This window comes from Streptomyces sp. NPDC006879, assembly GCF_042869595.1.
In the GTDB taxonomy this organism is placed as follows: domain Bacteria; phylum Actinomycetota; class Actinomycetes; order Streptomycetales; family Streptomycetaceae; genus Streptomyces.
The window spans coordinates 38,957-65,594 of record NZ_JBIAGC010000030.1 but is presented as its reverse complement, the minus strand read 5'-3'; the positions used below and the strand labels follow the sequence as shown (position 1 = coordinate 65,594).

The 26,638-nt window shown below is 70.9% G+C and carries 23 protein-coding genes; 5 read left to right on the top strand and 18 right to left on the bottom strand.

The window, feature by feature from the left end; translation table 11 throughout:
* Positions 1 to 138 precede the first annotated feature (138 nt).
* A complete protein-coding gene (locus tag ACFYMC_RS21200; RefSeq protein ID WP_388527506.1) occupies positions 139 to 1,578 on the bottom strand; it encodes a VWA domain-containing protein in 1,440 nt (479 codons plus the stop codon).
* Between the two features lie 376 nt (positions 1,579 to 1,954).
* Here ACFYMC_RS21200 and ACFYMC_RS21195 point away from each other — a divergent pair, with 376 nt between their 5' ends.
* A complete protein-coding gene (locus tag ACFYMC_RS21195; protein WP_388527503.1) occupies positions 1,955 to 4,039 on the top strand; it encodes a PhoX family protein in 2,085 nt (694 codons plus the stop codon).
* A gap of 133 nt (positions 4,040 to 4,172) precedes the next feature.
* On the opposite strand, the gene ACFYMC_RS21190 is transcribed toward ACFYMC_RS21195, so the two are convergent.
* The gene (locus ACFYMC_RS21190) at positions 4,173 to 6,209 is read right to left on the bottom strand and encodes an FUSC family protein (protein WP_388527500.1); all 2,037 of its coding nucleotides are present in this window, start codon (positions 6,207 to 6,209) and stop codon (positions 4,173 to 4,175) included.
* 210 nt (positions 6,210 to 6,419) lie between these two features.
* Here ACFYMC_RS21190 and ACFYMC_RS21185 point away from each other — a divergent pair, with 210 nt between their 5' ends.
* The gene (locus ACFYMC_RS21185; RefSeq protein WP_388527497.1) at positions 6,420 to 6,818 is read left to right on the top strand and encodes a hypothetical protein; all 399 of its coding nucleotides are present in this window, start codon (positions 6,420 to 6,422) and stop codon (positions 6,816 to 6,818) included.
* A gap of 99 nt (positions 6,819 to 6,917) precedes the next feature.
* Here ACFYMC_RS21185 and ACFYMC_RS21180 read toward each other — a convergent pair whose 3' ends face one another.
* The 4 genes from ACFYMC_RS21180 to ACFYMC_RS21165 all read right to left on the bottom strand — a co-directional run bounded on the left by ACFYMC_RS21180 (position 6,918) and on the right by ACFYMC_RS21165 (position 8,663).
* Entirely contained in the window at positions 6,918 to 7,091 is a 174-nt protein-coding gene (locus tag ACFYMC_RS21180) for a hypothetical protein (protein WP_388527494.1), read from the bottom strand.
* A gap of 73 nt (positions 7,092 to 7,164) precedes the next feature.
* Positions 7,165 to 7,557, bottom strand: coding sequence for a hypothetical protein (locus ACFYMC_RS21175; protein WP_388527491.1), 393 nt, complete (start codon positions 7,555 to 7,557; stop codon positions 7,165 to 7,167).
* Between the two features lie 84 nt (positions 7,558 to 7,641).
* Positions 7,642 to 8,430, bottom strand: a complete 789-nt coding sequence (locus ACFYMC_RS21170) for a CbtA family protein (protein WP_388527488.1) — start codon at positions 8,428 to 8,430, stop codon at positions 7,642 to 7,644.
* A gap of 11 nt (positions 8,431 to 8,441) precedes the next feature.
* Positions 8,442 to 8,663, bottom strand: a complete 222-nt coding sequence (locus ACFYMC_RS21165) for a CbtB-domain containing protein (protein WP_388527485.1) — start codon at positions 8,661 to 8,663, stop codon at positions 8,442 to 8,444.
* Positions 8,664 to 8,885: 222 nt separating this feature from the next.
* Between ACFYMC_RS21165 and ACFYMC_RS21160 the strand changes: the two genes are divergently transcribed.
* Positions 8,886 to 9,548, top strand: a complete 663-nt coding sequence (locus tag ACFYMC_RS21160) for a histidine phosphatase family protein (protein ID WP_388527482.1) — start codon at positions 8,886 to 8,888, stop codon at positions 9,546 to 9,548.
* 18 nt (positions 9,549 to 9,566) lie between these two features.
* Here ACFYMC_RS21160 and pucL read toward each other — a convergent pair whose 3' ends face one another.
* The 7 genes from pucL to ACFYMC_RS21125 form a co-directional block, all read right to left on the bottom strand.
* Positions 9,567 to 10,520, bottom strand: coding sequence for a factor-independent urate hydroxylase (pucL, locus tag ACFYMC_RS21155; RefSeq protein WP_388527479.1), 954 nt, complete (start codon positions 10,518 to 10,520; stop codon positions 9,567 to 9,569).
* A gap of 224 nt (positions 10,521 to 10,744) precedes the next feature.
* Positions 10,745 to 11,665, bottom strand: a complete 921-nt coding sequence (locus ACFYMC_RS21150; RefSeq protein ID WP_388527476.1) for an NADP-dependent oxidoreductase — start codon at positions 11,663 to 11,665, stop codon at positions 10,745 to 10,747.
* Between the two features lie 116 nt (positions 11,666 to 11,781).
* Positions 11,782 to 12,405: a hypothetical protein gene (locus ACFYMC_RS21145; protein ID WP_388527473.1), complete on the bottom strand. Its 624-nt coding sequence runs from the start codon at positions 12,403 to 12,405 to the stop codon at positions 11,782 to 11,784.
* Entirely contained in the window at positions 12,402 to 13,685 is a 1,284-nt protein-coding gene (locus ACFYMC_RS21140; protein WP_388527470.1) for an MAB_1171c family putative transporter, read from the bottom strand. Before ACFYMC_RS21140 ends, ACFYMC_RS21145 begins: the two co-directional genes overlap by 4 nt.
* 44 nt (positions 13,686 to 13,729) lie before the next feature.
* Complete coding sequence (locus ACFYMC_RS21135; protein ID WP_388527467.1) at positions 13,730 to 14,287, bottom strand: toxin; 558 nt, start codon at positions 14,285 to 14,287, stop codon at positions 13,730 to 13,732.
* Positions 14,288 to 14,338: 51 nt separating this feature from the next.
* Positions 14,339 to 14,821 (bottom strand): hypothetical protein, encoded by a 483-nt coding sequence (locus tag ACFYMC_RS21130; protein WP_388527464.1) that lies wholly within the window; start codon positions 14,819 to 14,821, stop codon positions 14,339 to 14,341.
* Positions 14,822 to 15,142: 321 nt separating this feature from the next.
* Complete coding sequence (locus ACFYMC_RS21125; RefSeq protein WP_388527461.1) at positions 15,143 to 18,697, bottom strand: S8 family serine peptidase; 3,555 nt, start codon at positions 18,695 to 18,697, stop codon at positions 15,143 to 15,145.
* A gap of 241 nt (positions 18,698 to 18,938) precedes the next feature.
* On the opposite strand from ACFYMC_RS21125, the gene ACFYMC_RS21120 reads away from it, so the two are divergent.
* Both ACFYMC_RS21120 and ACFYMC_RS21115 read left to right on the top strand, forming a co-directional pair.
* The gene (locus ACFYMC_RS21120) at positions 18,939 to 19,880 is read left to right on the top strand and encodes a PP2C family protein-serine/threonine phosphatase (RefSeq protein ID WP_388527458.1); all 942 of its coding nucleotides are present in this window, start codon (positions 18,939 to 18,941) and stop codon (positions 19,878 to 19,880) included.
* A gap of 48 nt (positions 19,881 to 19,928) precedes the next feature.
* Positions 19,929 to 20,888, top strand: coding sequence for an MASE1 domain-containing protein (locus ACFYMC_RS21115; protein ID WP_388527533.1), 960 nt, complete (start codon positions 19,929 to 19,931; stop codon positions 20,886 to 20,888).
* A gap of 59 nt (positions 20,889 to 20,947) precedes the next feature.
* Here ACFYMC_RS21115 and ACFYMC_RS21110 read toward each other — a convergent pair whose 3' ends face one another.
* The 5 genes from ACFYMC_RS21110 to ACFYMC_RS21090 form a co-directional block, all read right to left on the bottom strand.
* Positions 20,948 to 21,187: a hypothetical protein gene (locus ACFYMC_RS21110; RefSeq protein ID WP_388527456.1), complete on the bottom strand. Its 240-nt coding sequence runs from the start codon at positions 21,185 to 21,187 to the stop codon at positions 20,948 to 20,950.
* Between the two features lie 15 nt (positions 21,188 to 21,202).
* Entirely contained in the window at positions 21,203 to 22,417 is a 1,215-nt protein-coding gene (locus ACFYMC_RS21105) for a hypothetical protein (RefSeq protein WP_388527453.1), read from the bottom strand.
* Between the two features lie 349 nt (positions 22,418 to 22,766).
* Positions 22,767 to 23,456, bottom strand: coding sequence for a hypothetical protein (locus ACFYMC_RS21100; RefSeq protein WP_388527451.1), 690 nt, complete (start codon positions 23,454 to 23,456; stop codon positions 22,767 to 22,769).
* Positions 23,457 to 23,468: 12 nt separating this feature from the next.
* On the bottom strand, positions 23,469 to 25,829 hold the full coding sequence (locus ACFYMC_RS21095) for a hypothetical protein (protein ID WP_388527448.1): 2,361 nt from the start codon (positions 25,827 to 25,829) through the stop codon (positions 23,469 to 23,471).
* A 213-nt stretch (positions 25,830 to 26,042) separates the two neighbouring features.
* On the bottom strand, positions 26,043 to 26,600 hold the full coding sequence (locus ACFYMC_RS21090; RefSeq protein WP_388527446.1) for a hypothetical protein: 558 nt from the start codon (positions 26,598 to 26,600) through the stop codon (positions 26,043 to 26,045).
* Positions 26,601 to 26,638: the final 38 nt, after the last annotated feature.

Here is a 26,638-nt window from a genome sequence, read left to right as displayed (position 1 = left end):
GCCGGTCCGGCCCCTTTCCCGGTCACGGGAAAGGGGCACCGCCCTGGGTGGACCCGGGCCCCGTCCGGGCGATCTTCCGGACCGGACGCGATGACCGGAAGGGTCCACGGGACGACGTGAGCCGGTGGACCCGCCCACTCAGCCGGCGAGACCTCCAAGGACGCCCTTGTAGAACTCGGTGGCCGACAGTTCGATGGGCGCCGGTCCGGCGTGGAAGAAGCCGGCGTTCGGCGCGTCCAGCTTCCGCAGGAAGTCGAATGCCTTGGCGTCGTACTCGCCGAAGGCCACGAACTGCCAGTGGACCGGGTGGGCCGCCGCTTCCGCCAGGGACTGTCGGGCCGGGCGCACCGCGTCGGGGGCACCGTCGGTCTGGAACAGGACCAGGCTCGGGCCCTCGTGCGCCGACTTCTGAACGTGCGTGAGGACTTCCTCGACCGCACGGTGGTAGCTGGTGCGTCCCATGTGTCCGCACGCGGCGTGCAGCTCGTCCACCCGGCCCGGCTCGTCGCTCAGGGCGAGGTCCGCGACTGCGTCCACCTCGGTGGAGAAGAACACCGTGTGGACGGTGGCCTGCGCGTCGAGGTGTGCGGCGAGTGCCTGGGCGTGCTCGGCGAGGTGGCGGACGCTGCCGTCCTGGTAAAAGGGGCGCATCGACCGCGAACGGTCCAGCACCAGGTAGACCTTGGCGCGGGCGCCGGTCTTTCCGGAGCGCCGCAGGACTCCGCCGGCGGCCTTGTAGGCATCCAGCAGGTGGGGGGCGCTGCGCCGCACCTCGGCCAGAGAGTGCGCGGGAGCGGCGGTCTCCATGCCCGCGCTCTCCGCGGTCCTGGCCCGGCTGGTTCCGGTCTCGGGGGTGACGGTGGCGCTCGCCGGCTCGTCCGGCTCCGTCAGGTCCGCCTCGTGCGCGGGGTGCTGCGGTTCGCCTTCGGCGACCGCCACCGGCTCGGCCAGGACGTTGACCGGCCGCGGGGCCGCCGCCGGTTCGAGGGCGGTGTCGGTCTCCGCGGTGGTGTCGGAGGGAGCCGTGCCGGGCTCCGGTGCGGCCGGGGCCTCGGCCTCGGCGGGGGCCGGCTCGGCCTCGGGGAGCTCGGACTCGGCAGTCGCCGCCGGTTCCGTATCCGCCGCTGCGGGCTCCTCGGCCGGTGTGGACGGACCGCCCGCTGCCGGTGTGCCGGGCCGGTCGCCGGGGACGGACTCGGAGCGGGCCTCCGGGAGCCGGGGCTGCGGGTCTTGGAGGTCCACACCCCCGCGGGCGGGTGAGATGGACGGCGCGAGTCCCGACTCGGTGGCCCGGGGGGACTGCGGCGGGACAGTCGGGTTGTCGAACGAGGCGGCTACCAGCTCCGCGGCGGAGTCCGAGGAGTCAGCGGAGTGCGACCGGGCCGACTCGGCCGACTGGGCTGACTCGGGCGACTTGGCCGACTCCGTCGGCTTCGCCGATTCGGCCCGGTCGGCCTGGGCCGGCAGAGCCGGCGCCTGTTCCGGCTCGGTCGCGGTCACGGTGTCCGTACCGGTTTCGGCGGCGGCCTCCGCCCGATCGCGGCCGAACACCTTGCGCAGCAAGCTCCGAATACCCATGGGCGAGGCCTTTCACATGAGTGGCGTGCGATGTATATCCGTTATGCGGCCGACGCGCGGCCCCTGGGCTGCCGTACCGCGGCCGGGCCGCGGCAAGATCCCTGCCCAGAGTGGACACGTAAGGTTATCGACCGTGGGAGCGGATCTCCGGCAGGGGCGCCCAGGCGCGCCATTGCTACTCGCGCGCCCCCGTCGTCAGCGGAGTCTCTCATTCCGCAGCGGGGCTGTGAACTAGCGCTGTGGTGTGCCGGATTCACCCAGCGTTCATCCGCTCGCTGCCCGGCTGCCGGAAGTCATCCCTAGCGTCCTGGCTGGATTGATTCCGACACGATGTCGGCGCAGGGAGCGTCGTCGTCTAGCCAATCGGAGGACTTACGTGCGCAAGTTGCTTCCGCTCATCGGTACCCCGCACTCGGGCGGTCGTTCCGCGCTCACCTGCCGCTTCCGCTGCGGCGACGCCTGCTTCCACGAGGTGCCCAACACCTCGGACAACGAGTACGTGGGCGATGTCATCGCCGGTGTGCTCTCCCGCCGTTCGCTGATGCGTGCCGCCGCGGTCGTCACGGTGGCCGGTGCCACCGGTGCCGCCGTGGCCGGCCCGGGTGCCGGCGAGGCCGTCGCCGCCACCGCCGGGCGCGCCGCCCCCGAAGCCCTGCGCCGCCGCCACCATGGCGCCGCCCGCGGACTGCGCTTCGACGCGGTAGCCCCGAACACCGCGGACAAGGTCACCGTCCCGGCCGGGTACGCGCAGAACGTCGTGATCCGCTGGGGTGAGCCCATCCTGCGCGGCGCCCCCGCCTTCAACCCGGACAAGCAGAGCGCCAAGGCGCAGGCCGGACAGTTCGGTTACAACAACGACTTCCTGTCCCTGCTGCCCCTGCGGGGCGAGCGGCACCGTCAGGTGCTCGTGGCCAACCACGAGTACACCGACGAGATCTTGATGTTCAAGGGCTACGACGACGCGAACCCCACCCGCGAGCAGGTCGAGATCGCCTGGGCGGCGCACGGCCTGTCGGTGGTCGTGGTCCAGGAGGAGCGGCACAGCGGCAAGCTGACGGCCGTCACCCGCCACCACCTCAACCGCCGCCTCACCGTGACCAGCGAGTTCCGCCTCACCGGCCCGGCCGCGGGCAGCGCCCTGCTGCGGACCTCCGCCGACCGCACCGGTCGCAAGGTGCTCGGCACGCTCAACAACTGCGCCGGCGGCACCACTCCGTGGGGCACCACACTGCACGGCGAGGAGAACTTCAACCAGTACTTCGCCAACGGCGGCAGCGTGACCGAGCCCGTCCAGGCCGCTCGCCTGAAGCGCTACGGCATCGGTGGCGCGGCCTCGGAGCGCAAGTGGGAGCGTTTCGACAGGCGCTTCGACGTGGCGCAGGAGCCCAACGAGGTCAACCGCTTCGGCTACGTGGTCGAGCTCGACCCGTACGACCCGCACTCCACCCCGCGCAAGCGCACCGCGCTCGGCCGTTTCAAGCACGAGGCCGCGCAGCCCCGGCTGACCGCGGACGGCCGCCCGGTCGTCTACATGGGCGACGACGAGCGCTTCGACTACTTCTACAAGTTCGTCTCCTCGCGCCGGATGAAGAAGGGCTCCTCCCGCGCGGCCCGCGAGCACAACCTCACCCTGCTCGACCACGGCACGCTCTACGTCGCCAAGCTGACCGGGGACTCGCCGGCCGCCGAGATCGACGGCTCGGGCAAGCTTCCCGCCGACGGCGCCTTCGACGGCTCCGGGCAGTGGATCCCGCTCGCCACCGGCGAGGTCTCCCACGTGGAGGGCATGACCGCGCAAGAGGTGTACGTCTTCACGCGTCAGGCCGCCGACAAGGTGGGCGCCACCAAGATGGACCGCCCCGAGGACGTGGAGCCCTCGCCGCGCACCGGCCGCGTCTACATCGCGCTGACCAACAACAAGGACCGTGGCGCCGCCGGCAAGCCCGCCGCGGACGAGGCCAACCCGCGCAACCAGAACAAGCACGGCCAGATCCTGGAGCTCGCCGAGCACTGGGACGACCCGGCGGGCGACGGTTTCGCCTGGCGGCTCTTCCTGGTCGCCGGTGACCCGGACGACCCGGCGACCTACTTCGCAGGCTTCCCTAAGGACAAGGTCAGCCCGATCTCCTGCCCGGACAACGTGGCCTTCGATCCGCACGGAAACCTGTGGATTTCCACCGACGGCAACCAACTCGGCTCGCACGACGGCCTGTTCGGTGTGGCCACTTCTGGTGAGCGCCGTGGTGAGTTGAAGCAGTTCCTGACGGTTCCGCGCGGCGCCGAGACCTGTGGCCCGATCATCCAGGACCAGCGCGTACTGGTGGCCGTGCAGCACCCCGGTGAGATCGACGGTGCCTCCGTCGAGAACCCGCAGTCGGTGTGGCCCGACGGACCGGGCAAGATCGTCCGGCCGGCGGTCGTGAGCGTCTGGCGCAAGGACGGTCGGGACATCGGCGTCTGAGCCGACCCACGGAACCTCGTGGTTCGAAGGCCGAGCCGCCCGTGAGCAGCGGAAGCGGTCCAGCTGTAGGGCGGGGGCACTCCGGGTGGCGGGGTGCCCCCGCTGCGTTCGCCCCACCTGCTCGGGTCGTGCCTCAGGTGACCTGCGGTGCGGCGATCGCCCGGGCCGCCGCCACCTCCTGCCAGACGGGTGCGAGCACCCCCGTCGGCTCCGGCCCGGCTTCCGGCCCGGGCCCGGGGGGTGGGCCCTTGGGGACGGTCGCCGACCGCACGTCTGCCGCCAGCTCGGCCACAGCCGCGGTCAGCCGAGTGACCTCGGCCTCGGCTGGCTCCGGTGCGCCGTGGTTGACCCGTACCCGGGCGGCGGTGGTGGCGTCCACGATGCGTTCGACGGCGACGACCAGGGGCCACCAGGCCGCGGCCCGGGCGCCGGCCGGCGGGGGTTCGGTCAACGCCCGCTGGAACTCGGCGCGGACTGCCGAGAGCTCGCGGTAGATCTGTCTGCGGGCCCGGAGCCGGGCGGCGCGGGCCGGGTTGCTCAGGCGTGGATCGCTCAGCGCGGCGGGGGACAGGGTCGCGGTGGAGGCCCGGGCGGTGGGACCGAAGGCGCGTTCCACGTAGCGGGCGGCGTCATCGACGGCCTTGGCCAGCCTGTCACCGATCCGGGTGCGCCAGCTCTCCGGCCACAGCAGGTAGCCGGCGACCAGGGTGATGGCACAACCGATCAGGCTGTCCACCAGGCGTGGCAGCACCAGGTCGAAGCCCTGGTGGTTCAGCTGGTCGGACAACAGCAGGATCACCGGGGTGATGGCCGCGGTCTGGAAGGCGTACCCGCGGGCAGAGAAGACCGGGATCAAAGCGCCGAGCGCCACCATCACCGGCACGTCCCACCAGCCGCGGGGGACTTCTGCGAGTACGGCTGCTGCCACGACCAGACCGCCGGCGGTGCCAAGAGCCCGGGTGACCGCCCGTGAGAAGACCGACCCGAAGTCGGGCTTCAAGACGAAGGTCACGGTCAGGGCCACCCAGTAGGAGCGTTCCACCGGAACGAGCGAGACCAGCGACTGGGCCGTCCCCACGCACAGCGCCAGCCTCAGCCCATACCGCCAGGAGGCGCCGGAGAGCATCACCTCTCGGGTGGCCCGGCGGATCCGCACGCCCAGGGCCGCCGGTCGGCCCAGTCGGTCGTCCACGTTGTAGGGGTTGGGGTCGGTGGTGTGGACGATGGTCGCGGCGTGGCGCAGCGCCGTGTCGATGGCTCGTTCGGCGGGGGTGTTCGGGGCGGGGAGGTCGGGGCCCGCTTCGGGGCGGGCCTTGGTGCGTTCCTCAGCCACGGCCACGCCGAGTTCCCGCACCGCCGCGGGGATCTCCGGGGGTAGGGGGCGTCCGCGTTGGTGAGCGGCCGGGGCGGCTTCCACCAGCGGGATGATGACGTTGAGCTGGGACAGTAGCCGCACCTGGGACTGGCTGCGCCCGTGCACCCGGGCCCGGCGCGCCAACAGCAGGTCGTACGCCTGGTTGAGGGCTTGGGTGACCTGCTGGCGCCGCTCCTCGTAGGCGGGTGAGCCGGCGGCCTCGTAGAGCTCGGCCAGGGAACGGTAGGTGGCCGCGACCGCTTGTCGCTCCGGTTGCTTGCGGCGCAGCGGCCAGCCCAGCAGGGAGAGCAGCAGGACGAAGAGTCCGCCGCCGCTCAGCAGGAGGGGGGCGGTCCACCAGGGCTCGGGCAGGGCGAGTCCGGCTCCGATGACGGCATTCAGCAGGAGGAGCAGTCCGGACACGGAGGCGACCGTGCCGATGGAGGAGATCATTCCGGAGATCAGCGCGACGAGGGTGAGCACGCCGACCGCGACCCAGCCGTGCCCGTAGACCAGCGTGCCGAGGGTGACGCCGAGGGCTCCGAAGAGCTGGGGGACGGCGATGTTGAGAACGCGCATCCGGTACGCGTCGGCGGTGTCGCCGATCACTGCGGACAGGGCGCCCATGGACATCAGGGCGCCGTACTCGGGTTCGTCGAGGGCGAAGCCGACGGCCAGCGGTGCGGCGAGTGCGATTCCGGCGCGCAGCGCAGCGGCCCAGGGAACGGGCGCGGGGGTCGGGCGCAGGCCGGCGAGGAGCCAGGCCGGGGGTGCGAGCGTCCGTCGCTCTTCGGACCGTGCCTGTTCCGTGCTCATGCCGCCGCTCGCGAATCGTTCCTGCCCTGCGGGGCGAGCTGCCCCTTGTGTGCCGTACGGATGAGCTTAGGCGTTTTGCCCGATGAGTCGGACGGTGCCCCGATGCTTCGGGCCGGAGTCGCGCAGCCCGCCGAAGGTGATCCACTTGCCGGTCGGTGAGGACGGGTGTGCCCTGGTGGATGGGGGTGGGCGACGGGAAGGAGCCCCGACATGGCACATGCCGCACCCCGCGCGAGCTCGCGCCACCTCGACAGCTTGAAGTCCCTGCACACCAGCACGTGGGCGGTGCCGGTGGTGCTCGGCATCATCTACGGCTTCTGGGCGTCCAACATCCATCGCCAGGCCGCGGCGGTCACCGTGGCGAACTTCGTCTTCGGCCTCGTGTGCTTCGTGGCCTTCACCGCGCTGATGATCACGACCGGCCGGCTGGGCCAGGTCCTGCCGCGCGAGCTGCACGCGGCGGCCTACGGAGCCTTCGCGGGTATCGCCGCCGGTTTCCTCAAGAGCCTCACCAACGAGTCCGTACTGCGCTCGGCCTGGGTGGGGGTCGTGGTGGGTGTCGGGGTGGGTGCCTTCTCGTTCTACCGCTTCTACACGCGGGAGAAGTGAGGTCCGGGACCGCCCCGCGCGGTCCGTTCGGATCCGACCGCCCGCTGCGGGTGGCCGCCGGAGCTGGTCCGGGGGCCACCCGCAGCGGCGTCCTCGCGGCTACCGGGCCGGTGGGGTCGGCGACTCCTGCCGTTCCGGTTCCGGCTCTGCGGTGACGGCCGGGTCGGTCTGCGGGTCGGCCTGCTGCTTTCGGCACGCCACGGACTGGGGGGCCGAACGGGTGGCCTCCGCGCGCAGCATCGCGTTCAGGGCGGCAAAGGGGTCGATGGGCATGGCGAAGTCCTCGCGGTGTGGTGGATGGTGCGTTGCTGGTGGGCGAGGGGCACCGGGGCGGGTGCCGGGGCGCTCAGCAGCGCAGGACCACGCAGCGCAGCGCGGGCGGCACCGCGGGGAGGGGGAAGGCCACGCGAGGGCGGAGGGCGGTGGTACGCGGCGCCGAAGGTCGAACGGCACGGGCCGTGTCCGGTTGACGCACCTGCTCCCGGGCGCCCGGCCGCAGACCGAACCGGGGGGCGGCGTCGACCGGGTCGACCGGGCCCTCACCGGGTTGTTCGGCAGGAGCGGAGATGGGGGGAGTTTCGGCACGGGCGGGAGCCCCGGTGCCGAGCCCGCAGAGGGCGAGCAGGGTGATGCACAGGACGGTCAGCACGCGGACCGGGAGCCGAGCGCGCCGGGTCGGGCCGGGTGTCGCCACCCGGCCCGACCCGTTCGGAGCGTTCGTCGCCCGCTTCCCGCTCATGGAGGGGATGTGCCCGAACCTGCCGCTTCCTTGGCGTGCTCGGGCGCAGAACCCCTCGACCGGGGGACAGGGCGTTGCCGTGCGCTACGCCGCGGCGGTGTTCTCCGACGCGGGCACGGATTCGACCGCGCAGGTGTCGGCCGGATTCAGGACCCGCTCCGCGAAGTGCGCGAAGACCAGGCCGAAGGCAGCCCACAAGGTGGACTGGATGGCCAGCGAGGAGAGTCGGAACTCCCAGAGGAGAGTGGCGGGGAAGCCCACCGGGACCTCCCCCACGGCGGGGAGGAAGCCGTAGGCGAGGGCAATGGTCGCGACGAAGAAGATCCCGCCGGCGGCGCTTGCGTTCCAGTGGCCGAGGCGCGGTGCGAGCCGGCGTCCGAGGATCGTCGCCGCCGCTGCCAGCAACGCTCCGAGGATGATCATCAACAGGTAGAGGGCGGTTCGTTTGCCCGCGGTGTCGGGGTCTCCGACGGCCGGTGGGTTCGCCGGGTACTTGAAGAAGGGGACGAGCGTGATGACCACGAACGCGCCGGCGGTGACCAGGCCCGCCGTGGCGCGTGGGCCGAAGCGGCCCAGTCGACCCAGTGCGTAGGCGAAGACCAGCGCCGCGATGCCGCCGAGGGCCACCCCGTACAGCAGGACACCGGTGGCGAGGCCCGCCGTCGACTGGAGCGCCCGGCTGACGACCTCTTCGCCGTGCTCGTGGGCGCCGCCGCCCGCGGCGTGTTGGTGGGAGTGGGCTTCCTCGATCGCGATGGCGGCGTCCACGTGGGGTTCGCCGAGGAAGTACGAGACGAGTAGGGCGAGCAGGCCGGCGAGGGCGCCCGCCAGCATGCCCCGTACGAGCAGGGCTCTGACGGAATGCGTTGTCACGTGCTCGCCCCTCAGTGGCAGGGGAAGCCGAGGAGGTGGCGTCCGTCGTGCAGCCACTCGTGGACTCCGCTGCCACTGACCACGGCCGTGGCACCCTGTTCGGCACCGACGAAGTAGAGCAGGACAAGCATCAGCACGCCGAAGAAGACCACCCAGGGGGCGAGGTCCTTGGCGGAGACGGGGGTGATCGGCGCCGGTGCGGCAACCGGTGTGGGCACGGCGGACTGAGCCATGGCAGAACCTCCTGGGGAACAACGCGTCCCGGTCGTTGGTGCTCTGGTCCGTGGGGGGCGGGTCTGACTCTCACAGTGGCGCGACCGTGCCGGATTCTCACCGGACTTCCGTCCATCCCAGCGGTATGTCGAGGGGACGGTACCGCTTGTCGGGCATGACGGCTACCCGCGCGCGCTCAGCGCGCGCGCCCCACCATGCGCCGGGCCGGTATCCTCGCCCCCATGTCCATCCAACTCCTCCTCATCACACCCGTGTTGGACGACTTTGCCCGTCGTGCCCGGTTCGGCTCCGGCGGGGCCAGTGATGTGGCCGCGCTGGAACGGGCCCGAACGGTGCGTGCCATCGCCGCCCTGCCGGGCGGGGGTTCATGCTGGAGGTCCCCCTCGTCACGCTGCCGGGACACGGCGCTGGCCCTCCGCCTCGACGGGCGGGAGGCAGCCCACTTGCGGGACCTCGACCTCGGCCGCTGGCAGGGGCGCACCCTTGAGGAGGTGGCGGCGCAGGAGCCGGAGGCGGTGGCCGGCTGGCTCTCGGACCCGACTGCCGCACCGCACGGCGGAGAGCCGCTGAACGCCCTCCTCGACCGCGCCGGCGCCTGGCTGGCCCAGGTCGCGGCGGCAGGCTCTTCCCCGGTACTGGCGGTGATGGAACCCGCAGTGGTGCGGGCCGCGGTGGTGCACGCCCTGGAACTCCCGCCGCAGGCGTTCTGGCGGATCGACGCCCGCCCCCTGACCGTGACCGAACTCAGCGGGCACGCGGGCCGCTGGAACCTGCGTCCGGGGCAGAGTCTGGACGGCCCACGGCTGGGCCTGGCGCCGCTGCCGCCGCCCGCCGCCGGCCGTGGCCGGGCCGGCCCGGCGGCGGATCTCCCACCCGGCGCGTGAGGCGCCTGAGCGCCGCGGTCAGGCGGTGATCCAGTCACTCGTCGCGATCACCGGGTGTACGCCGTCGCGGTGCACGGTGCCCTCGATCAGGCCGTACATCCGGTCCGCCGCGTAGTAGACCTCGTGTTCGTTCTTCAGACCGAAGGGCTCCAGGTCGACCAGGAAGTGGTGCTTGTTGGGCAGGTTGAGCCGGACCTCGTTGACCCGGGGGCAGTGGTCGAGGACCCGTTCCGCCATCTGGTTGAGGGTCTGCTGGAGCGAGTAGCTGTAGGTCTCGGCGAAGGCCTGGAGCAGATGGCGCCGGACCTTGCGGTAAGCCTGGTCCCAGTCCGTGGACGGGTCCTCGGCGGCGAGGGCCGAATGCGCCCAGCGGGCGGTCACCTTGGTGGCCAGGATCCGGTCGTAGGCCTCGGTGAGGGTGGTGTACCGGTCCTTGAGGTAGCCGTGGAACTCGGAGTTCGTCGAGTTCAGCACCGTCAGGTCACTCAGCCCGCTCAGCACCGTCAGACCACTGGTCTCGCTGTAGGTGATCTGCGCGGTGCGCACCTCTTGGCCCTTGCGGACGAAGGAGTGCTGCTCCTTGCGGGTCGGCACGGGGATCCGGTCCCAGGCGAACTCCTCGATCCGGATCTGCGCCTCGCGGATCGGCTCCTGTGAGGAGACGAAGTGCCGGGCGAGGAGGATGCCGAAGGCCTCCGGCGAGGTGACCCCGTGCTCCTTGGCGAACGCGTACACCGTGTTCTTGGTGGTGTCCGTCGGCAGGCAGTTGGCGTTGTCGCCGCTCAGGTGGACCTCGCGGAACTCGCCGCGCAGCGCCACCGACACGTTCAGGTCGCGGATCTCGTGCCAGGAGCCGTCGTTGCCCTTGCGGGTCATCTTGACGATGCGGTTCTCGGCCTTGCCGTACTGGTTCTGCGCCAGAATGTGCTTGCTCACGCGCTGTTCGTCCCTTCGGGTACCGGATGCGGGCATCCCGTACGCCCGACGTCCGGTGCCGCCCGCGCGGTGCCGCGGGGCGAGCACCCCCCGCCGTCCGGCCCCCGCGGGGGCCGCCCCGGGACTGACGCGCATCCCGGTCCGTAGGTGCTGTGCCTGGGATTGCACCACGCGGGGGTCGGCCCTGGAAGGTGACGAATCCTCCGAGAACCGGCACCCGGTCCTCGGTGTTCCACCCAAACGGGGCGTTCCTGAACGACTCAGGGGGTCAGGACGATCTTTCCGGGGAGGCGGCCCGACGCGCTCAGGCGCCAGGCCTGCGCCGCCTCGGCCAACGGCAGCGTCCGGGCCACCCGTACCGAGAGCCGCCCGCTCTCCGCGAGCTCCGTCAGATGCGTCAGCCCCTGATGGTCCGGACGTACCCACAGCTGGTGGGCGCCCTTGGCCGCCGCTTCCTGGTCGGCGATGGACACCACCCGGGTTCGGTCCCGCACCAGCTGTTGGAGGACCTCGACGGCGTTTTCGCCGTGCAGGTCGAGTGCTGCGTCCACGCCCTCGGGAGCCAGCGCCCGTACCCGGTCGGCCCACTTGTCCCCGTACCGGACGGGCTGCGCGCCGAGGGCCCGCAGGAAGTCGTGGTGGTGCTCGCCCGCGGTGCCGATGACGTGGGCGCCGTGGGCGAGGGCGATCTGCACGGCGAGCGAGCCGACCCCGCCGGCCGCCGAATGCACCAGCACGCTCTCCCCGGCGCGCACGCCGACGCGTTGGAGCGACTGGTGGGCGGTGAGCCCGGCCAGCGGTAGCGCGGCGGCCTCCTCGAACCCCAGGGTGCGCGGCTTGCGGGCGAGGAGCCGCACCTCGGCGGAGACCAGCTCGGCGTACCCGCCGAGCTGTACCCAGTCCTTGCGCACGTACCCGTACACCTCGTCACCGACGGCGTAGTCGAAGGTGTCGGGGCCGAGCGCCTCGACCACTCCGGCCACGTCCCAGCCGGGCACGTAGGGGAAGCGGGTCTCCAGGAACGGATCGAGGTAGCCGGCCGCCAACTTCCAGTCCACCGGGTTGACTCCGGCCGCCCGGACCCGTACCAGTACCTCGCCGGGGCCGACTTTGGGATCGGGGACCTCGGTCAGCTTGAGGTCATCGGCCGTACCGTGTGCGTGCAGTGTGATTGCTTTCATGTTTCCGGCAACCGGGCCCGGTTCGTGGGGCATTCCGATCCGATCGGGTCGCCGGGCTCATTTCACACGAGTGAAACGATTGGCCGGACGAGACGACCGTCCGTACCGGCGCGGGGTCAGACGAACAGGAAGGCCGCAGCCGTGGTCGCGCCCAGTGCCGAACCTGCGAGGGTCTGAGCCACCGTGTGGTACCCCAGGGCGACCCGGGACCAACACACGGCGGCGGCGAGGGCTGAGAGACCCAACCAGCCGGGGGAGTGCGCCGCGGCCAGCAGGGCCACCACCGCCGCGGCGACCGCCGCATCCACCGAGATCTTCCAGACGGTGTTCACCGTCAGCAGTCCCACCGTCATCAGCCACAGCGCGAGCATGGCCGCGAGGATCCCAGCGGGAGCACCACCCAGCACCATCACCAGCGATCCGGTGCCGATCGAGCCGAGGATGACGAGAAAGATCGGGGCCCGCTGGGTCCGGTCCACCACATGGCGGTCGCCCCAGGTGCCGCGTGCCCGCTCCCATTCGATGTAGCCGGCGGGGACCAACCCGGCGCACAGGGCGCCGAGCAGGCCCCACGGCAGCCCGGTCCAGTTGCCCGCCGACGCCCAGCCGATGCCCAGCATGCCCACGAGCAGGACGTTCCGCGGCTGGAGGAGGTCGGTCACCCGCCGCGCGGCGCGGGCCCGGCCGGTTTCCGGCGCCGCGTCCCGGTCTGCGGGACGCGCGGCGGAGCTGGTGTTCATGTGGACCTTCCTTCCCTCAGGGCGTCCATCCGGGGGGCCGTGGCGGTGTCCGGACCCAAGGTGCGCACCCGTTGCGGGTCCAGCGACCGGTGCGCGGCAGCGACCCGGACCAGCCAGGCGACCTCGCCGTCCTGATCGGCGGCGTGCTTGTCCTCCATGGCCGCGGCGCCGCCCGGGGCGGCGCCGCCCGCCTTCGCGTGGAGGGCGGCGGCGATCCAGTAGGCGTCGGCCAGCGGGCCCGCCTCCTGCGGCCGGCCGGGACGGTCCAGGGCTGCGGCGGCCTTGGCCGCCCGCAGCGTCTCGTCCGGCACGTAGTGCCGCAGTTTCTCCACCGCATCGGCGATATCGGCGACCCAACGGTCCACCCGCAGGTCCGCTGGGGTGCTGAAGCGGGTGAGCTCGCGCAGCAGCGGGGCCGGAGTGGTGAAGGGCTGCTCGGGGAAGGCCGTCATGAGCGCCCGCCACAGCGGGTAGAGCCTGATCTGGGCCCGCCACAGCCGCACGCGGCGCCAGCCCTTGTTGCACGCGGGTACGGACGCGCCCACGGAGAAGAAGGCGAACAGCACGATCTGGGCGAGCTCGGTGGTCTTGTCGAAGCCCTGGGCGAAGTCGACGCTCGGCTGGTCGACCACGCTGACCCACAGGAACAGGGTGCGGCTGACGGTGTAGGCCACCCCGATGAACATCGCGAAGGTCATCATCCCGAGCCCGATCCGCAGGTGGCGGGCGGTAGCGTGGGAGGTGGCCAGCGCCCACTGGTAGGCGCAGACGGCGGAGGCCGCGCCCAGGTAGAGGTAGAAGACGCTCATGTAGAGGGTGGCCCCCCACTCGCCGGCGTGGTCGGAGACGAACCGGTCGGAGGGGGCGGAACGGTCGACGACGGTGAAGAAGAGGACCGTCAGCAGGACGAGCGTGGCGACCGAGGCCTTGGCTGCCACAGCCTGCACCGTGCGGGCGAAACGCACGTGGCGGGGCACCACACCGTCCGTCGGGTAGCCCCCGTAGATCGCGACGATGTAGCTGAGGATGGCCAGGATCGCGATGGTCGCCGTGTAGTGCTTGATCAGTACGGCGAGGTCGACGACCTGGCTGTGGTTGAGGGCGGTGCGCACGGCGTAGGTCTTCGTCCACAGGGCGGCGGCGAAACCGGCGTAACAACCCCACAGTGCCCGGCGTCTGCGGTCCTCCTCGTCGCCCCAGAGCGCGGCTGGCATCCGCCAGAGGGCGACGGCGGTCATCAATGCGGCTATGAGGTAGCCGGCGAGGTCGAGCGGGGTCAAGGCAGTCCTCGGGGAGAAGGGCCGGTCGGCGGTGAGGGGCGGGGTCAGCGGTGGTCCTGGGGGCGGCGGAAGAAGCCGCGTCGGCGGTGGGCCACCGGTCGGGAGAGGGAGTTGGCGAGACGGCCGAGCATGTCGTCGCTGGTGACGTCGCGGGCCATGCGGGGGATGAGTGAGGCGCCGAACTCCGCGACCCGCTCGTCGTGAGTGTCGTACTGCGCGCGGGCCTGGACGGTGGTGCCCGACCGGAGCATTCGGGTGATGAGCGAGGGGTCGAACACCGGCAGGAGTCGGCGCATCTGCTCGGCGTCCAGCGAGGTGCCGTGGTCGAACCACTCGTGGCACAACTCGTGCAGGATCACGTGCTGCGTCTGGTACTCCGTGGGGCGCCGGCGGTGCAGGACGATGCTGGTGTCGCCGGACTTCAGCCGCAGTCCGCAGGCGGCGTTCAAGCGTGCCAGCCGGTCCGGCATCTCCCGTACCAAGATGGTGCGTCCGCGGGCCGCCTCCATGTTCGCGACCAGCCCCTCAATGCTGAAGGGCGTGGGGATGGGGAGGTCGGCGAGCCCTGCCTCGCACTCCCTACGCAGTGCGCGCATCGACATGGAGCCCTCTTGATCGTCGTCACCGGCGTGACACCGATCGGGGAGTTTAGTTCAGCTACCTGAGTCGTGGGTTTCGGGCCCTGGCTGTGGGTCGAAGCGTGCGTCGAAGCCGGACTCCTGCTTGGCCTTGGCGTCTTCGAGCAGAGAGAGGGCGAACTGGAGGAGTTCGGCAGGCAGTCCGTCATCGCCTTGGCCGCGGGCGGCGATTCCGCTGATCTCGCCGGTGCGGCGCAGGGCGAGGAACTGTAGCCCCGAGACGACGTCGTCGACGAGCTCGGACTCTTCTTTGAAGAACCGCCAGTCGACGCCGAAGCCGAGGCCGAGGGCCTTGAGGATCTCTTCGGACGGCTGGGTGACCTTGCCGGCCAAGATGTTGGAGAAGTAGCTGTGCGACAGTGACCCGCCACGCTCTTTGACCAGGTCGGAGAAGGTGCGGCCGGAGATCTTCTCGCCGGGGAAGGTCTTCTCCAGCATGTACTCGACCTTCTGCTGCAACGTCTGCAGCTCGGGGGTTCGTTCTCCGTCGCTGTCCATGCTGGTCCCCACGTCCACGTCCACCGCGCATCCCCGGTCGGAACCGGCTTGCGCAAACACTCTACGTCACTGTTAACTCGAAAAAACACGGGCAGGGGGCCACGAGGGGAGCCCCTTGCTCGTGTGGATGCGTGCTGCGCCCTGCCCGAATCGCCCCGGGAGAGGTGTAGCCCTTCGCGACGGGGGATGCACGAAGGGCTACACGTAGATTATGACATCTTGTCAGCCACTGCCGAGTAATCCGAGCGGGCTGCCCGGAAATTGACGGTCATTCGAGACCGGGCCCGCCCCGCGCCATGCACGGGACGGGCCCGGTGGACCTCAGCCGCCGAGGTCGGGGCGTTCCGTCACCCGCAGCGAGTTGAGCAGCGGCTTGCCGTATCCGCCGCGCGCCACGAAGCGCACGTTGAGCACCCCGTCGGTGACCGCGACGGTGTAGCTCCGCCGCAGGGCCGTGTACGGGCCCGCCTCCAGGGCGATGTCCAGTGCGGGCAGCACCTGGGTGCCCTCCGCGAGGACGTCGAAGACCCGCTTGTTGGGCCGGGTGCGGGAGAGCTCCGCGAAGCCGAGTTCCACCGTGTAGAGACCGTTCGGCACGTTGTCGAAGCGGTACTCGTACATGCCCTCACGAGCGTCCCGGAACAACTGCTGGTCTTCGGTGCCCGCGATGGCGTGCCGGGTGGACTTCGTTGCGGACTTGCCGCGGTAGCCGTGGCCGCCTTCGGTGTACTTGCGGTCCGGGGACCAGGAGTCACCGAGGGCGTCGACCCCGCCGGTGCCGGCGCCGACGTCCAGCGCCGCCCGGTAGCGCGGCACCACGGCCTTGACCGGCAAGGTGAGTTCCGGACTGCGGCCCGACTGCGAGACGATGGTGACCTCGGCGGTGAGCACCGTGCCCGGCTGCTGGTCGCTGGTGTCCACGGTCACCTGCACCGCCTGCTCTGCTCCGGTCGCCAGCTCCCCCGAGACCGGGCTGAGCGACAGCCACGGCGCGCCCTCCACGAGCGCGTAGGCGGTGGGGAAACCGGTGTTGGTCAGTTTCACGGTGCGGGTGCGCCGTTCGTCCGGTGGGAGGACGACCTCCAGAGCCGGGGTGGAGGCCGCCACCTTGCCGGTCTCCAGCGACTGGGTCAACGAGGTGACCTGGTCGGCCGTGATCGTGGCCGTGGAGGTGCCCGGCTGGTAGGCCGGGGCGGTGACGCTGACCGGGTGTTGGCCGGTCGGACCCTGGACGACGTAGCCACCGTCCGCGGACGTGGAGGTGGTGATGGCGCCGCCACCTTCGCCGACCGTCACGCTGGCGCCCGCCACGCCTGTGCCGTCGTTGGCGTCCAGGACCCGCCCGGAGACGACTCCGCTCTTGGTGGTGCGCAGGGCCACCGTGAGCCCGGCGCTGAGGACCGGTGTGTTGAAGGAGTAGCGGAAGGCGTCGGTTCCGGTCGCGTTCTCCACGCCGATGGTGGCGCTGGAGCCGGCGGGCAGCCCGACCCCGGTCGCGTCCTTGTAGTGGTAGGAGATCCGCCCGTCCTCGCCGATCACGGCGGCGAAGGTGAACCGGTCTCCCTGGGCCGACCAGTGCGCCGCCCGCCGCCACTCGACGATGAACGCGCGGTGCGGGGCGGTGCCCGTCACGGCGGTGAACACCCCGGAGTCCTCGGATCCGCCGATCACCAGGTCGTCCCAGAACGGGTAGAGCGCGGCGTTGGGCGTGGCCGCGCTCGGTATGTCGCCGTTGAAGTCGCCGCCCTGCGCCCCTCCGAAGCTGATGACGCCGTTGGTGCTGATGTGCGCTGCCGGGTAGGTCTTGCCGTACAGCGGTACGGGGAAGGGCAGTTCAACTCGTTCGGTGGTGTTGTCCCCGGTGAGGGCGATCTTGTGGTCACCGGCCGGGAAGGCACGGGTGCCGGTGGCGCAGGCGTACCCGTAGGTGTCGGTGCGCTCCGGTAGGACGACCTCGGTGCTCGTGTCACCGGCGATGGTGACCTGTGAACTGCCGTTCGTCACACACCGGGAGGGGTGGCTGGCGCGGACCTCGTAGGTGCCGTGCGGCAACGTCACCTCGAAGTGGCCCTGGTCGTCGGAGACCGCCGTGACCGGAGTGCCGTCCACGGTGACCCTCGCGCCGCTCGCCGGGGCGCCGGCCGCCGTGACGGTGCCGGTGAGCTGCGCCGAGGGTGCTTGGACCAGTTGGAAGTCGGCCGTGGCGGTGGTTTCCTCGGTCACTTCGGCGTCCGCGGTTGTCGTGGCGTAGCCGAACTTGCCGGCGGTGAGAGCGTAGGCGCCGACCGACAGCGCCGGGAAGAGATAGGTGCCGTCCTCAGCGGTGGTCGTCGTCCGGTCGGTCGGGCCGTTGGCGCTGACCCGGGCACCGGCGACGGGGGAGCCGTCCGCGGTGACGGTGCCGGCGAGTGCGCCGACGGCCCCGCGCGGGGAGGCCGTCACGGCGGCGAGCGCGTCGAGCCTGCCCTCGCCGAAGACGTTGTTGTCCTCCGCGCTCCCTCCGCAGCTGGTGTTGTCGGTGTCGATCGCCGTGCTGTCCAGCAGGGCCTCGGTCTGTGCCACGTCGCCCGCCAGGGCGGGGGCCGCGGACCACATCAGGGCGACGGTGGCGGCCGTGTGCGGCGATGCCATGGAGGTGCCGGAGAAGGCCGCGTAGCCGCCGTCGGGCACGGAGGAGCGGACGTTGACGCCGGGCGCCGCGAGATCCGGTTTGATGGCCCCGCTCGGGCCCTGCCCGCGCGAGGAGAAGGAGGCGATGGCGTCGTTGATGTCGAAGGCACCGGAGGAGTACGAGGCGGCGTAGTCCCCGGGAGAGCCGCTGGTGGCGCAGCCCGGGCCGGAGTTGCCGACGGAGAACGCCGGGAAGATGCCGGCCGCCCGCCAGGCGGTCACGATGTCCTGGTACCAGTCGTCGTGCAGGGAACTGCCCCAGGAGTTGTTGACGACGTGGGGTGCCTGGTCGGGGCGGGGGTTTTGACCGGCCCGGTCCGTAGGGGCGACGATCCACTGGCCGGAGGCGAGCAGCGAGGACTCCGAGCAGGAACTGGTCTCACAACCCTTGGCCGCGATCCAGCGGGCGCCCGGCGCCACACCGATCTTGTTGGCCCCGCCGTCGTCGCCGACCATCGTGCCCATGGTGTGGGTGCCGTGGTCGTTGTTGTCGCAGGGTGCCTCGCCCGCGCAGACGGCGGCGGGGTCGAACCAGTTGTAGTCGTGGCTGTAGCTGCCGTCGGCGTTGCGGCCCCGGTACTGGTCCTTCACCGCCGGGTGGAGGTAGTCGACGCCGCTGTCGATGTTCGCGACGACGATGCCTTCGCCGCGGACCCCGAGTCGTTCCCAGACCTCGGGCGCCTTGATGCGGTCGATGTTCCACTCGACGGCGTCCACCTGGTTGTGCCGGGTGCCGGCGAGGGGTTTGGGGATCGACACCCTTTCCTCCGCGTCGATCCGGGTGACCTCGGGGCGCTGGGCCACGGCGGTGGCGAGCTTCTCGCCGCCGACCACCCGGATCGCGTTGGTGATCCAGTACGAGGTGTACTCGGCGCGTACGCCGTCCAACAGTTCGATCAACTCGGCCTGGGATCGTCGGGCGTAGTCCGTCTTTGCCCGGTACACGGCTTCGGCCTTCTCGGCCCTGGTCTGCTGCCGTGCGGCCGTGGTGAGATCGGCGCTTCCGGCCAGTCGCACCCAGAACGCGGTCTTGCCCTGGTCGAGCTGGGCCCTCAGCTTCGTGTCGATCTTGCGTTCGGCGAGTGTGCGGGAGGGGGTCGGCTGGGGTTCGGGCGCCGCCGCCGCTGTGCCCGCGCCGAGCGGTAGCAGCAGGATCGAGCCGAATGCGGCGAGCGCCGCGCGTAACCGGGTGTTCCGTCTTGCCACGTGGTCTCCTCAAGCCTCTTGTGCAGGAAGGACGTGCGTGGTGCGGGTGCTTGGTGCCGTCATCCTGTGAGGCACCTGTGAGCACGCGGTCATGGTGAGGGGCTCGCCATGGCCATTACAAGAGCGCCTGTTCGAGCCAGTTCGATCCGGCCGCATCGAACTGGCCGGATCGGGCGAGTCGGGCAGATCCGGTGTGCGGGAAATATGATGAGACGCGGTGTTTCCGACCCGGGAGAGGGCCATGACCCGACGTCGCCCTACCCGATCGGCGAGCACAGAGGACTTGCTGAGCACGCTGGGGCGGCTCACCGCCCAGGCGCGGGAGAGCGCTGAGCTCCAGCAGGCCCGCGTCCAGCTCGCCGAGGCGCTCCAACGCGAGATGCTGCCCGCCTCGCTCCCCGGCGTCCCCGGTCTGAGAGCAGCCGCCCGGTACTCCCCGGCCCGCCACGGCCTCTACATCGGCGGCGACTGGTACGACGGCTTCCAGCTACCCGAGGGCGCCCTCGGATTCTCCATCGGCGACGTCGAAGGGCACGACGTCGAGGCAGCCGCCTTCATGGGGCAGGTACGGATCGGGTTGCGCGCGGTGGCCGGGGCAGCCGCCGACCCGGGCGAGGTGCTGAGCCGCGCCAATGACCTCCTGATCTCCGTGGACTGTGACCTCTTCGCCACCTGTAGCTTCATCCGATTCGACCCCGTGACCTGGGAGATCGAGAGCGCCCGAGCCGGCCACGTCCCCGCCGTGTGGGCCACCGTCGACGGCGCCCACGGCGTCGCCGAGGAAGAAGGAGGTCTACCGCTGGGCATGCTGCCCGGCTCCGGCTACTGCGTGACCCGCCACCGGCTCACCCGGGCTGGCTGCCTCGTCCTCGTCACCGACGGGGTGGTCGAAGGCCCGGCCTTCCCCATCGACGAGGGCCTGGCCCGGGTGGCCGCGGTGGCCAGGGAAGGGGCCGGGGAGGACCCGGACGAGCTGGCCGCCGAAGTGATGAAGGTGGCCGATTCCACCGGTCACGAGGACGACTCCGCCGTGCTGGTCCTGCGCTACGAGGCCGCGGACGGCCCCGAAGCCGCAGCGGCGCGGGCAGTGACACAGGGGCGCACGGCCCCGTACGCGCCGGACCGGCGGCCCGAGGGCGCGCGGTGCCCGGACGGTGAGCACGAGGGGGGCGCTCCCGGGTGACCGCGCGTGTCACACGCCGCCGTCGGACCGCACTTGTTGTCTCATGACGTGGTGCGCACCGAGGATGTCCGACGGCTGTCCGTAGCTCTCCTTCGGATCCTCGGCGTCGCCGGTGCCTACTACGTGGGTGGAGGCATCGGCCTGCTCCAGCAGGTGGTGATCGACGGTGCGGTGGTCACGCCGCTCTGGCCGCCCACCGGCATCGCGCTCAGCTGTCTGCTCTGGATGGGACTGGGGATCTGGCCGGGCATCGCGGTGGGCACGTACCTCATCATCGAAACGCTCAACCCCTTCGAGCTGGTCGGCATGGGGATCCTGGTCGGTAACACCCTCGCCCCGGTCTGCGCGTACCTGATGCTGCGCCGGGTCGGTTTCCACGTGGAGCTGGACCGATTGCGGGACGGCCTGGCGCTGGTCTTCCTGGGCGGCCTGCTGCCGATGCTGATCAGCGCCAGCTTCGGCTCCGGACTGCTGCTGGTCACCGGCAGTCTGCCGGCCGAGGGGTTCTGGTCGGCCTGGTCGGCCTGGTGGGCCGGCGACGCCATGGGGGTACTGGTGGTCACCCCGTTGCTGCTGGTGATCAGCCGCGCCCGGCTGCCCCGGGAGTCCTACCGGCTGCCCGAGGCCGCCGTCCTCAGTGTCTCGGCCGTCGCCATCACCCTGTTGGCCACCCGCAGCTCCCTCGCCCTGCTGTTCTTGGTCTTCCCCCTCCTCGTCTGGGCAGCGCTCAGGTTCCAGCTCGCCGGGAGCGCGCCCTGCGTGCTGCTGCTGTCCGTACTGGCGGTCTCCGCGGCCACCGACCGGGTCGGGCCGTTCGCCGATCACAGCCTCTTCGAGGTGATGGTCAACCTCCAGCTCCTCAACGGAGCGGCGGCCCTGACCGGCCTGCTGCTGGCGGCCGTGATCACCGAACAGATGAACACCCGGTCGGGCATCGAGCAGGTGTGCGTGGAGCTGGCCGAGCTGGTGGAGCAGCTCACCCCCGGCCGTTGGCGCAACGGCGACTGAACCACCGCCCCCGGAGACGACCGTCTCCGCGCGAACAGCCCCACGCCACGGCTCGCCCCTCACCCGGCGGCTTCGGTCCGACCGTCCGGGTGCACGAGCAGGCGGATCGCCCCGCCGTACCGGTCATCGGTGATGACCGCCGGGGTCGAGGCGCCGAGCTGCTGGGCGCGTTGCTGCAGGATCCCGATCACCACGTCCTGGATGTCTCCGAAGGGCGGGGCGGTCACGGGCACGCCGTCCACGAGGCCCGCATTGCGGGAGAAGACGTGGACCTCGGCGTCCGGCTGCTGGGGCTGCACGAAGGCACCCGCCTTTCAGGAGCTCGCGGCCACGGGGCCGGCGGACGGGGGGATCGCGCGGTAGGTGCCCCGGGAGGTCCGGCGCAGCCGGCCCGCGGCAGCCAGTGCGGACAGCACGTTGCTGACCGACTTGCCCGGGTCCCGGTAGACCCCCGGTGGAAGAGCCGCCAGTACGTCGCGGCCGGTGAAGGGGCCGGGGAAGGTCCCTACCACCGCCTCCACCGCTTTGCGCAGGCTCGGAGTGGACCAGCGGGCGGGTGCGAGTGTCTCCCCGACCGTCTTCTCGGCGCCGGCCCGGGCCCGCCCCTCTCGGGCTGTCTCCTGCGGCGCACCACGATCCGTGTCAACGGGCGTCAGGGCTCCGCAGCGCACCAGTTGCTCTGCCAGTTCACGTCCCGCGGTGCGCAGGGTCGACAGCTCCGGGCCGTGCGGCACACCGACCGAATCGGCTCCGCCCGGGCTGGCGAGGAGCAGCGAGGTGATCGCTTCGATCCGTTCCAGCGCCTCGGCCAGACGGTGCAACAACGGACCGAAGATGTCCTGCCGGAGCGCCGTCACGGGATCGCTGGCGGCCAGCCCGACCCGTACCGAGCCGGTCAGGGCGCCCTCCGTCCCCTGGTACAGGCCGGTGTCCTGGGCGGCCTCACGCCAGCGGTCCAGGGCGTCGCTCATCGCCCTTAGGGAGTCGAGGAGGGCCGGGGTCACCTCGCCGGAGGGCGTGTGCGCCAGCATGCCGGCGAGGTGACTGGTGACGAGAAGGGTTTGCAGGGTGCCGTGGGCCAGCGGGCCGAGCACGGCTTTCTGTACGGCGAGGGCCGGGTCGTCGAGCGAGAAGGTGATCCGCTCGCCGGTCGGAGCGGCCATGGCTGATCCCTCGTGGGTCTGGACCTGCTGCCGACTGTGGGGAGCGATGCGCCGTGCACCGTCGTGGCGGGTGGCGGTCGCATCGGCTGCCCGGTGGGGGGGACGGCGCGCGCGGTGTTCTTGTAGGTCGTCGAAGACATCGAGGACCGCGTCGAGTTCGATGCTCTGGCGCTCCGGGCCGGGGCCGGCCGCCAGTCTTCCCTGGCTGTCGCCGATGCCCAGCCTGCGCCGCATCCAGCGACGGTCCTGCCGGGTGGTGGCGGCGGCGTACCCGCCCGGGTCGGAGCGTACGACCGAGTCGCGCAGGCACTTCGCCCACAGCGGGCAGGAGGAGCACAGCTGTCGGGCGGCGTGTACGAGCGCCATCCGGCGGCGCGTCTGGAGTGGTAGTCCGGGAGTGCCCGCAGGCGGCGTCTCCAAGAGGGGTTGGCTGAAAATGTCCGGTCGCCGCTGGCAGGGCAGGGCCGGAACGTTACTGCTGGCTATGCCGGCAGGGCCGGCGATGACAGCCGGCGCCACGGGCGCCGGCGGGGCTCTGAAGGCTGTCGTGACCATAAAAGAAATCCCCCGAATTGATCTATGACCCACGGGGACTCTAGAACAGGCGAATTGGCAACGGCAAAATCGCCCCAAATGAACGGAGTTCAGTACGTCCGAGGCGCGCTGAATGCCCGTCATGTCGCCACCTGCCCTGAAAGAAGGCCGATGGGGGCCGTCATACCGTACCGTTCCGCGGGCGCTTGGAACGTCGCCGAACAGCGGTGATTGCTCCGCCACGTACCGTCAGAATCACTACTGCGCACAGGAATCCAAGAGGAATGGAAGCGGCTGGGAAGACCGTTCCCACGCCGGAGCAGATGATCAAAAACACATCGGCCACCACCACGGTGACCCCCCGACGCCCCGAGTGCTCACGGGGCATCCAGGCGCCCAGCAGGACCATCCCGGCGAGCGCCCAGTAGCCGAAAACCGCCTGCCCGCTGAGGGGGCCGCTCGCGGTGCCCCGCGCGATGTCGCCGGTGGCCGCGAGGTATCCGGTGACGGCGGCGGTCACCACCGTCGAGGCGAGCGCCAACAGCAACTGCGCGCGCCGGCGCAGCAGCCAGCCGACGGCAGCCAGCGCGAGGACCACGCACACGGTGAGGAGGGACTCCGTGCCCGCCGAAGCGAACACGAACAGCGTGTAGCCCGCGGCCAGTACCGAGGCGATGCGGGGCAGCATCCGTATCGCCCAGGGATCATCGCGCCGCTGTGCGGCCAACCTCCCCAGACGGCTCGTCAGTACAGCTCCGAGCCTGCGGTGTTCGGGCATCTTGGGCCGTCCATCGTGGTGCCGGGGGTTGGTGGTGTGGGTCGGACGCGTCGGCGCGGTCGGACCGGCCGCACGTGCGATCCGACGTGCCATGGCGGGGTCCTCCTAGCGGGGCATCCGGTCGTCGCGCCGGGGTGCCGGCGGCGGCGGAACCTGCGGTGGTTGTGGCTGGGCGCGCGGGTCCGTTCGGGGCGCGGGCGGCCGGGGTCGCTGGCGTGCCGGGGCGGGGTCGGGCTCCGGCGCTTGGATCCGGCCAGCGCTGGGGCGCGGGGCTGCTCGTGGCGGGGTCGAAGGGGGCGTGGCCGTGGGCTGGGGCGCCACCGGGGCGGGCTCGCTCGCGCCGAGCCGGCTGGTGTCGGGACGTGACTGCGGCGCCGGTGTGGGGGCGTTGGCGCTGACCCGCCCGCTGCGCCTGCGGCCCGGGTCCGGGGCGCCGTTGCCGGGCCCGTCGGACGCCGCTGCCTCCTGCTGTTTGCCGGCCTGGAGCTGGTCGTACTGGTTCTGTCTCAGCTCCTCGTTCTGCTGCGTCCGCTTGCGCTCCTCGCGTTTGGTGACGGGGGTGGCGATCCATCCGCCCTTCTGGAGCCGGCCCTTGTTCGCCTTGGAGTCGGCGAAACGGATCCCGGCCTTGCCCGCGACCGCCGTGGACCTCCCGGCGGCTGCGGCGCCCTTACCGGCGACCCGCCCCGTGGCCCGGCCGGCAGCGGCGGCGGAACCTCCTGCCACGCCCGGTGTGTACTGGGCGAGTTTGCCACCGACGGTGTTCGCCATGTCCGCGATGCCGAGGCCGTCCTGGGCGCCGGCGATCTTCGGGCTGAAGTTCCCGGAGAGGAGCTTCTTGAGCATCATCACCACGGCGACGGTCACCAGCAGCAACATCAGCAGCTGCATGCCGAGGGCGATCTTGGCGGGCAGGATCATCTGGTAAAGCACCAGCAGCACCGTGAGGATCACACCGAAGCCGGCACGGAGCACGAAGCTGTGGATGAAGGTCTCCAGCCACCCCTTGAGCAGCTTCTGTTGGGACGGGTGGATGCCGAGCGTCGCGATCAGCGGCAACAAGATGATCATGATCAGGGTCACGGCGTGCCACAACAGGGTGAGCGCGCTGAGCACGATCACCATGAGGCCGACGATCAGTGCGGCGATCAGCGAGTAGAAGGCGAGCCCGATCCGGTTGCCGGCGTCCCTGCCCGCCCACTCGTCGAACGCCACGGGGTAGACGTGCTTGTCGCCGTGGCTCTCGTTGTCGCCCTTGCCCCCGGCGATGTCCTGCCTGACCGGGTACCACTCGTCCTTGCGCTTGTCGAAGTCGTCGCCGCTGAACACGTCCTTGTTGGTCATCGACTGGGACACCAGCTGACGAACGCGCAGGTCCTCGCAGCGAGCGCCCTTGCCGTAGCTGCACGTCCTGCCCGGATCGGCAGGCAGACATTCGCCGTTGACGACCTTACCGCCGTCGTTCCGGAAGATGCAGTTGGTACCGAGCTGCCCGAACTGGCCCAGGGACCAGGGCCGGAAGGCGAGGGTGTCGTACATCGCGCAGCTCGATATCCGCATCCCGCGGTTGTGCTCCTCCTGGGGAAGGTCACAGGGTGACTGCATCCGCCCCGAGACGCCGCTGAGCACCGCCTCCGTCAGCAGGGAGTTGACTTTGGCGATCCCGGAGTCGGCCTCGTTGATGACCTTCGCGTAGTTGCCGCCCGTGAGCAGGGCCACGACAGCCACGGTGGTGAGCGCGGCCCAGCCGACACCTGACCACGCCTCGCGCATCTCTCCCTTGCGCCATCGGGCGAACACCCAGAGTCCGGTAAGGGTGATCATCACTGGTACGGCCGGGACGAGCACGTTCTTCTTCAACGTCTCGACGACACTGTCGCGTCCCTCGTAGAGCCCGCTGAGCGGGTTCGGATTCGACGCGAACTCCTTGGTGGAGATCGAAATGCGGGTGATGACCTTCGTGCCGTCGAACACGATGTTGGCGATGCCGTTGTTGACGTAGTCCATGATCTCGCAGTCGTCGGCCCCGCTCGCATCCCAGCGGGAGTCCGTCTGCGAGGCGTCGCCGCGGTCGCGTTGTGTGCCGGACCAGTTCATCCCCCGGACACCGTTGAGCTCGTACATCGTGTACAGCTCGGGGCTCCGGGGCATCTTCACGGCCCCCGTGACCATGCCCGTGTTGTCACTGAGGTTCTTGGCGCGCTCCGACTCCCGCTGCCACTGGTTGACCGCGGGGAACACCGCCTCACCATTGGCGCCCGGAGAGTCCATCTCGTACGCGTCATCGCCGGTGAACTGGCAGGCGAAGTCAGCGGAGGCGGTGCCGGGCGTCGCCATGGTCAACGCGAGCAGGGCGAAGACCAGGAAGACACCCGCCCTCGTGGCCCGGCCGAGCCGTCTCACCCGTTCGCGGAACGAAGGGGCCTCGGCGGTGACACCTGCTCTGGCACTGCGGCGTACGAACATCTGCTTCCTTCGAAGGTTCCGCTTGCGGGCGACGGGTGGGGTGATCGGACGTGATCGAACGGGCGCGAAGAGGCTGGGGCGCCCCTGTCGTCCCCGGCGGGCGCACGGCGAGAGCCACGGCGCCTCGCCGTGTCATCAAAGGGCCCGCACACGACCCGCACCGGGACGGCCCTCCGCCTTGCCAGGCACCACCGGGGATGGCGGGGAGCGACCTCAGGACGGGAAGAAGTCCGTGACGAAACAGCCCTTCACCAGTGGTTCTTCGACCTTGAAGCCGCTCGGGACCTGGGACTTGTGGTCCGGGTTGCAGGACATGGTGAACAGACCGGCAGCCTTGAGGGCGGAGGTGGTCCGGTCGTTCACGGGGATCACCGCGAAGTTCTGCCCGACCAGGTAGGTCTTGCTGTCGCCCGAACCCTCGGCGTTCTTGACCGCCGTCTGGAACTTCTCCATGTCGGGCAGCAGGAGGAGGGTCACGGGACGCCCCTCGTCGTCCTTACAGATCCCGCGCTCCTCGATTCCGTACGCCGGGTCCTCGACCTCCTCGTTGAACTCCTTGGCCGCCTCGGAGAACTTGCCGACCGCGGAGCCCGACTCCAGCTCACGGCAGACCGTGTGGGCGTTGAGGAGTTTCGCGACGCCCGCCATGTCGTCCGCCTTCGGCAGCCCGAGACCGGCCATGGGCCCGCTGGCCGCGTCGCCGCCACAGCCCGTCAGGGCAGCGGCGGCCAGCAGGGTGGTGGTGAGGGTCAGGGCCTTCGTCATGCGCATGGGGGCTCCAGGGGTCGTTCGAATCGATGGGTCTTCCG